Source organism: Brunnivagina elsteri CCALA 953 (genome assembly GCF_002289455.1).
Taxonomy (GTDB): Bacteria; Cyanobacteriota; Cyanobacteriia; order Cyanobacteriales; family Nostocaceae; genus Brunnivagina; species Brunnivagina elsteri.
In genome coordinates this window covers 25,593-31,914 of the sequence record NZ_NTFS01000022.1, presented here as the reverse complement: position 1 = coordinate 31,914, position 6,322 = coordinate 25,593, and the positions used below count along the sequence as shown (strand labels likewise).

General features: G+C 39.1%; 5 protein-coding genes. 2 read left to right on the top strand and 3 right to left on the bottom strand.

Going from position 1 to position 6,322, the window contains the following annotated elements:
• Positions 1–470: 470 nt before the first annotated feature.
• Complete coding sequence (lepB, locus tag CK510_RS03600) at positions 471–1,118, bottom strand: signal peptidase I (protein ID WP_095720389.1); 648 nt, start codon at positions 1,116–1,118, stop codon at positions 471–473.
• Positions 1,119–1,367: 249 nt separating this feature from the next.
• Here lepB and CK510_RS03595 point away from each other — a divergent pair, with 249 nt between their 5' ends.
• Entirely contained in the window at positions 1,368–2,702 is a 1,335-nt protein-coding gene (locus tag CK510_RS03595; protein WP_095720388.1) for a dihydroorotase, read from the top strand.
• Between the two features lie 883 nt (positions 2,703–3,585).
• Positions 3,586–3,771 (top strand): hypothetical protein, encoded by a 186-nt coding sequence (locus CK510_RS03590; protein ID WP_095720387.1) that lies wholly within the window; start codon positions 3,586–3,588, stop codon positions 3,769–3,771.
• A gap of 53 nt (positions 3,772–3,824) precedes the next feature.
• Here CK510_RS03590 and CK510_RS03585 read toward each other — a convergent pair whose 3' ends face one another.
• Together CK510_RS03585 and CK510_RS03580 are read right to left on the bottom strand one after the other, a co-directional pair.
• Positions 3,825–4,460 (bottom strand): hypothetical protein, encoded by a 636-nt coding sequence (locus CK510_RS03585; protein WP_095720390.1) that lies wholly within the window; start codon positions 4,458–4,460, stop codon positions 3,825–3,827.
• Positions 4,461–4,862: 402 nt separating this feature from the next.
• Positions 4,863–6,221 (bottom strand): DUF2330 domain-containing protein, encoded by a 1,359-nt coding sequence (locus CK510_RS03580; protein ID WP_095720386.1) that lies wholly within the window; start codon positions 6,219–6,221, stop codon positions 4,863–4,865.
• Positions 6,222–6,322 lie beyond the last annotated feature (101 nt).

Genomic DNA, 6,322 nt, shown 5'->3' with positions numbered 1-6,322 from the left:
CTAGGTAGGTTTAGGTAAATATCCGAAATCTTGAAACCTATAGTTTATAAGAGTTTCAATCCTTTTTGCCTAAGATGTGATTCTCAATTCAAACAGAAATTACAGTGTTTCTTGAGAATAAAAGGTATCTATTGAGAATTAATATGATTCTATATCTATCACATCAAAATACTAACCGCTATCTGTAAGGGTTTGAACCTTTCTTCAAACTAAATGTAGTACCTAGGCAGTTACAGAATGAGTTGGAATGACACAACACTGGTAGGGATTAATGCTTTCAAAAATGAGATTACTGATACAGAATGTTACATGACTGTTACTTTCAGCAAAATTCAGAATGGCTAAATCAAATAAATTTTTACCCGAATAGAACAAATTATCGTCCATGTACTACTAAGGACGACAAATTTGTAATTATTCTTGAAAAAGATATTAGCAGTAATCCAATACTTATTAAGCAATTGACAAAATTAAGGATAAAGGGGAGATTTTGTATCTATCCCACCAACTTTATTGGGGGGCCAAAATCTGACTACAGCGCGTCCGATGATATTATCACGAGGAACAAGACCCCAACAGCGTCCATCGTAGCTTTGAGTTCGGTTATCACCAAGGACAAGATATTCACCTTTTGGTATGGTTGTTGGTTGATATAAAAAAGGTGGTTGTTGTCCTGAGGTACAAACTTCGGTCGATGTACGCTCTTTGTCTTTACTGAGATAATTGGTTTCGGGAAGTTGTTTGCCGTTGACAACTACTTTACCGTCCTTTAGTTCTACTTTGTCCCCTGGTAAACCGATAACACGTTTAATAAAAGCATCCGTATACTCTTCTCTTTTTAGTTCGGCTGTGGGCGAAAATACAACAATATCGCCACGCTCTGGGTCAGAAAATCTATACTTTAATTTATCGACTATAATTTTATCCGCTTCCCACTGATTCGGAGTTCCGTGTAGAGTCGGTTCCATTGAACCTGACGGGATCCATCGTGCTTCTGCCACAAATGTGCGAATCCCCAATGCAAGCAGAATGCTTAGTACGACGGTTCTAAGTAGTTCTGCAATCCACGAATTATCTGGTTGTTGATTTGAGTTATTATCTGACACTTGATTTTGCATGAATCACTAGATTAATAGCTTAATACGTAGTTTGTTGTCCGGTTCAGCAGAAGAAACTATACTTATCAATTTTAGCCATCAATTAAGATGCATACTATTAGTGTAACTATCTTGACAAGATTTACGGTAGTTAAAGTAAATTTTTTTGTCGCGATCGCAAAAAAAATTATTTTTCGAGTGCAACCAAGTTTAACCTAAAAGGATACTTGTTTGTTAAATCATAGTTATCGTTTGAACGCATTTACCTTTATGACATCTCCTAGTAGTTTACTAATTCGCCACGCTCGGATCATTTTACCAAATGGTGAATCGATGGTTGGGGATGTGCTGACGCGCGATCGCATCATCGTCGAGGTTGCCCCCCAAATATCGACGGCTGAACCTACAATTGAAATTGACGCTTCCGGGTTAACTTTGTTGCCGGGGGTAATCGATCCGCAGGTACATTTCCGTGAACCGGGGTTAGAGTATAAGGAGGACCTATTCACTGCGAGTTGTGCTTGTGCTAAAGGTGGGGTGACATCTTTTTTAGAAATGCCGAATACTCGACCGTTGACTACTAACCAACAAACCTTAGATGATAAGTTGCAACGTGCCTCGAATAAGTGCCTTGTCAACTATGGCTTTTTTATTGGGGCAACGTCAGAAAATCTACCTGATATTCTCTCAGTATATCCGACACCGGGAATTAAAATTTTTATGGGGTCAATGCATGGTCAGTTGTTGGTGGATACTGAAGCTGCATTAGAAGTTATATTTTCTCAAGGTAGTCGTCTCATTGCTGTTCATGCTGAGAACCAAGCGAGAATCAACCAACGTCGGCAGGAATTTGCAGGAATTACCGATCCGGCTATTCATTCCCAGATTCAAGACAATCAAGCAGCACTAGAAGCTACCCAACTGGCATTAAAACTTTCTAAGAAATATCAGCGTCGGTTACATATTCTGCATATGTCCACTGCGGAGGAAGCTGAATTACTACGTCAAGATAAACCTAGTTGGGTGACATGTGAAGTTACACCGCAGCATTTATTGATGGATATCAGTGCATATGCGAAAATTGGCACATTCGCACAGATGAATCCACCATTGCGATCGCGCCACGATAATGAGGTACTTTGGCAAGCTTTACGGGATGGTATCATCGATTTTATCGCGACTGACCACGCACCCCATACATTGGAAGAGAAAGCCCAACCTTACCCCAAAAGCCCTTCGGGGATGCCGGGAGTTGAGACTTCCCTGGCATTAATGCTGACTGCGGCAATGGATGGAAAATGTACAGTAGCCCAAGTTGTTAATTGGATGTCAACGGCAGTCGCAAAAGCCTATGGAATCGCGAACAAAGGGGCTATTGAACCGGGTTATGATGCCGATTTAGTTCTAGTTGATTTAAATAATTATCGCCCTGTACTGCGTCAGGAATTATTTAGTAAATGTGGTTGGAGTCCTTTTGAAGGTTGGGAGTTAACGGGATGGGCACATACGACAATAGTTGGTGGTCAGATAGTTTACAAAGATGGCAAATTATTTACTGATGTGCGTGGACGAGCCTTACAATTTCAAGATTCAGATCAAAAATAGTCTTTGATTAAATCTTTTAGGTTGAATACGAAAAAAAGGTGAAATTTATTTCATTTGAAGGGAATGCAGTAGGGGCAAACGGTTGTTTGCCCTTATTTTATTAGTATTTGTATTGGTTGTTTGTTCTTATTTCATCCGTACCCTGCATCCAAACTCTAAGTATTATAGGTTTTCAGCAATTCACAGGTTAAATCACTAACTACCAGTATTTACTTAATTTTGAAGTGCTTAATTTCATGTACTTAATTTAATATACTGAAAAAAATACTTAAGTCTTGCCAATATTTAGCCAAAATCAACATAACACTAGATTCATTACTCGCTTGTCGCGAGTTTTTTTATGACTACTTAATTATTGTTTGATTAATTTATCGGTTTTTACGGATTAGCAATTCTACTGAATGAATAGTATTTCTCAGTAAATATTCAAATTTTGATGAGAAGGTTAATAGTGATTTCAAAAAATACGCAAGAGAACGGATAGAGAGATTTATAGTTTTTTTGTTTACGAAAAAATACTCAGGTGAAAGTAAAAACTCTATGTAAAGCTAAATGAAAAGTAAACGATGAATCAGGGTTGTAAATGACAATTGATAAGTCCAAAAAACTTTTAATTAATCGCAATTTATGGGTACTGCGAATATTTCAAATCGGCTGGATATCCACTTATCTTAAATACGAGATGAAATACTGGCTTACTTGGATTAGCTTGATTTCACTAATGATTTACCAAATGTTTTGTCGAATTATGAATCAAGTGACGATGAGATTTTCCTGATGATATCGAAATATTTGTTATCAAGTAGTTTGCGACAACAATCATTTAGTCAATTTTTAGTTTTAGAATAGCTCTTTTTTAATCATTAATTTAAAGGACAAAGTTATGATTTTTTTAAATGACGATCGCGGAAGTGGCAGAATCGAAACAATTACATTTTCAGATGACGATCGCGGAAGTGGTAGAATCCAAGCAATTACATTTTCAGATGACGATCGCGGAAGTGGTAGAATCCAAGCAATAGCATTTTCCAGTGACGATCGCGGAAGTGGCAGAATTCGAGTCTATTAAATTTTCTCCTCAAATCAGTGTCCCTGACATCCTCTCAGAAGTCGGGGATATTTCTAAAGATAACCCTCAGTTTCTGCAAATTGACGCAAACGAGGTATACACTGACGCTGGTAAAAGCTACTTAAAGTTGAAACTGACAGATTGTATTCTTGTGCTAAATCCTTCCAGCTAACTTCTGGAGGTAAGCGTTTCCAAATTAAGACTTGACAATTCACATCTGGTCGTCCTTGAATGTGAGTTTGGTGCAAATCTCCATTGATATCCAGTTTTACCCACAATTTCACATGGTCTAAAATTGGTGGTGGATCTGGAGATGCGGGAAGATTATCTATCGGATTTGTGATGGCACTTATATCACCTGATGCCGATTGTTGGATGCTTGCAGAGGCTTTTCTGGCATTATCCTCTTGCGTCTTAATGTAAGCATCTTGTAATCTGTGCCTTAAATAAACATTTAGCCAAGTTATTACTGTTCCCCGATCGGGATCGTAAGCATTGCAAATATTACGACAGAAATACAACCAAGTCTGTTGCAGCGCATCTTGATAGTAAGTTGTACCTTCTTTCCACAATCTCTTACCAACCAAGCGAATAATTTGGGTCAAAAGGCGCTGACGCGGTACACTTCCTGGTGGGTATCCGCAAGCTTCTTCTACTAATTTACGTAACTGTTCCTCCAATCCTTTCATCCCAACGATACCAACACAAGCCGAGTAATAAGACTTTCTCCAATATTGCTGATGAAGTCTAAAAGTAATATTACCCATGATGGCGATATTAGCAGGTTGGGGGGAAAGGGGAAAGGGGAAATGCGATCGCACTATTTTCGTTAGTCAAGTAGGTTGGGTGTTTTCGCTCTAAAAATATTTACTGGTGATGATAAATCTAATTTGCGTCGTAACCCAACATTAAATTTTTGCCGTTAAGGAATGTTGACCAATTATATCTCTCCAAACTTTTCAAACCACCTCTAACATGGGATTCTTCCTTCGTCAGAATGACAAATTCATAAGTGCGTTACTGTTCCCCTGAGTAGCTATTTTTTACGAATTAACCAGAGCTTGATAAAAGCTTCCACAGTACCCGATTGCCTAAGCTCTGTTCCACCAAGATAGGCTAACTTGACCGTTGAGTTTCATTTTTTTACGGATATCTTGAATGTTCCAGTTAGTTAGTTTGGCTAGGGTTTGTGCTTCTTGTTCGTAGCGTTTGTTTAAACTACGTTTATATTCTCTACCTGCGGGACATTTTGCTTCCCCTGTAAATGGATGTTGTAGAATATAACGTCCTTGAAAATTCTCGGTATTTGAGGTTGCGTGAAACATCAAATCTTCGGGGAATCTGTCACGGGTATAGCGAACATGTAAACGGGTAATGAAAACACGATTGGAAACAATCGGAGGACGACGAAAACCGCGTGAAGGTAATTCGTCTGCTGGATTTCTATCTAACCAAAATACACCAGCATCTTTGAGTTCTTCGTTGTTGAGGGGTTCTGCGGAGCAAGGGTCACAACTGCTCATATCCCAAGCATATTCTAAGAATGCCACTTTTCTATCTTCTTTGAGGTAAGAAGTTTGGAACATGGATTTGTAAAAGTCGCCAAATTCTTGTTTTACGTATACGGGAATATTTGTGTTGGAAGCCACTTTGACTGTGCGGTAGTTGGTGACTTCTGCTTGTCCTTTGGGTGAGAGAATATACACTACTAAATCTTGTTCGCTGGTGGCATTTATCATTCCTAAGCGAATCGGTAACATGAATTTGGGTGATTCGTAGGCAATTTGTAATGGACGCAGATTTTGATACCCACTGGCTTCAAATTTGTCTAAATTCACCTTAGCGACAAAGAATTTCATGTTTTGGCGAATATACGGTTTTAGCAGCGCTTTTGCTCCCCGTGGAATTTTGTAACCGTTGCGATTTAACCAGGTTTCTAAACCACCAGATTCTTTTGCACTGAGGATGAGAATGTCATATTCACCAACATTAAACCGTGCTTCTACGGTGACTCCAAGATTGCGATCGCGTCTGGCACTACTTTCTGCTGCTTGGTTAATTGCGCCTGGTGCGGCTAGTGGCATCGGTCTGCGGAGATAGTCATTTTCGGCACATGGGTCTGAGTCGAAATATTCTACTAAACGGGGAGCGCTAAATGCGTCTAAACGCTCGATGATGTTGGGTTTTGCTACTTTGACTTGCTCTTTTTTGATGATGCTTGGTACGGGGACAACTATGGCAAAATCTTTTACTTCTCCTTGGTAGTCGTTTGCCATTGTCAGGACAGTTTTATTGTCGTCTCTGGCAATGATTACTTGTGAAGCTTTGTTATATAGTTTGGTATCGGCTTTGGCTACGTAGAAACCGCAGAATGCGGAAGCTGTAGGGGCAAATCCTAAAAGTACGATACATGTCAGTAGTAATGAGATTATTAGTTTTAATTGCTTCATTGGATTTTGGATTAAGGTTGTTTGGGTTTTTTTCGTGGGGTTAGAAGTCGGGTTATTTGGTTAGTCATGCTTAGTTGGGGATTTTTTGTGGGGTAAGGAAC

Coding starts and splice junctions, on each gene's coding strand:
- lepB (WP_095720389.1), bottom strand. CDS start 1,118: ATGCAAAATCAAGTGTCAGATAATAACTCAAATCAACAACCAGATAAT.
- CK510_RS03580 (WP_095720386.1), bottom strand. CDS start 6,221: ATGAAGCAATTAAAACTAATAATCTCATTACTACTGACATGTATCGTA.
- CK510_RS03585 (WP_095720390.1), bottom strand. CDS start 4,460: ATGAAAGGATTGGAGGAACAGTTACGTAAATTAGTAGAAGAAGCTTGC.
- CK510_RS03590 (WP_095720387.1), top strand. CDS start 3,586: ATGATTTTTTTAAATGACGATCGCGGAAGTGGCAGAATCGAAACAATT.
- CK510_RS03595 (WP_095720388.1), top strand. CDS start 1,368: ATGACATCTCCTAGTAGTTTACTAATTCGCCACGCTCGGATCATTTTA.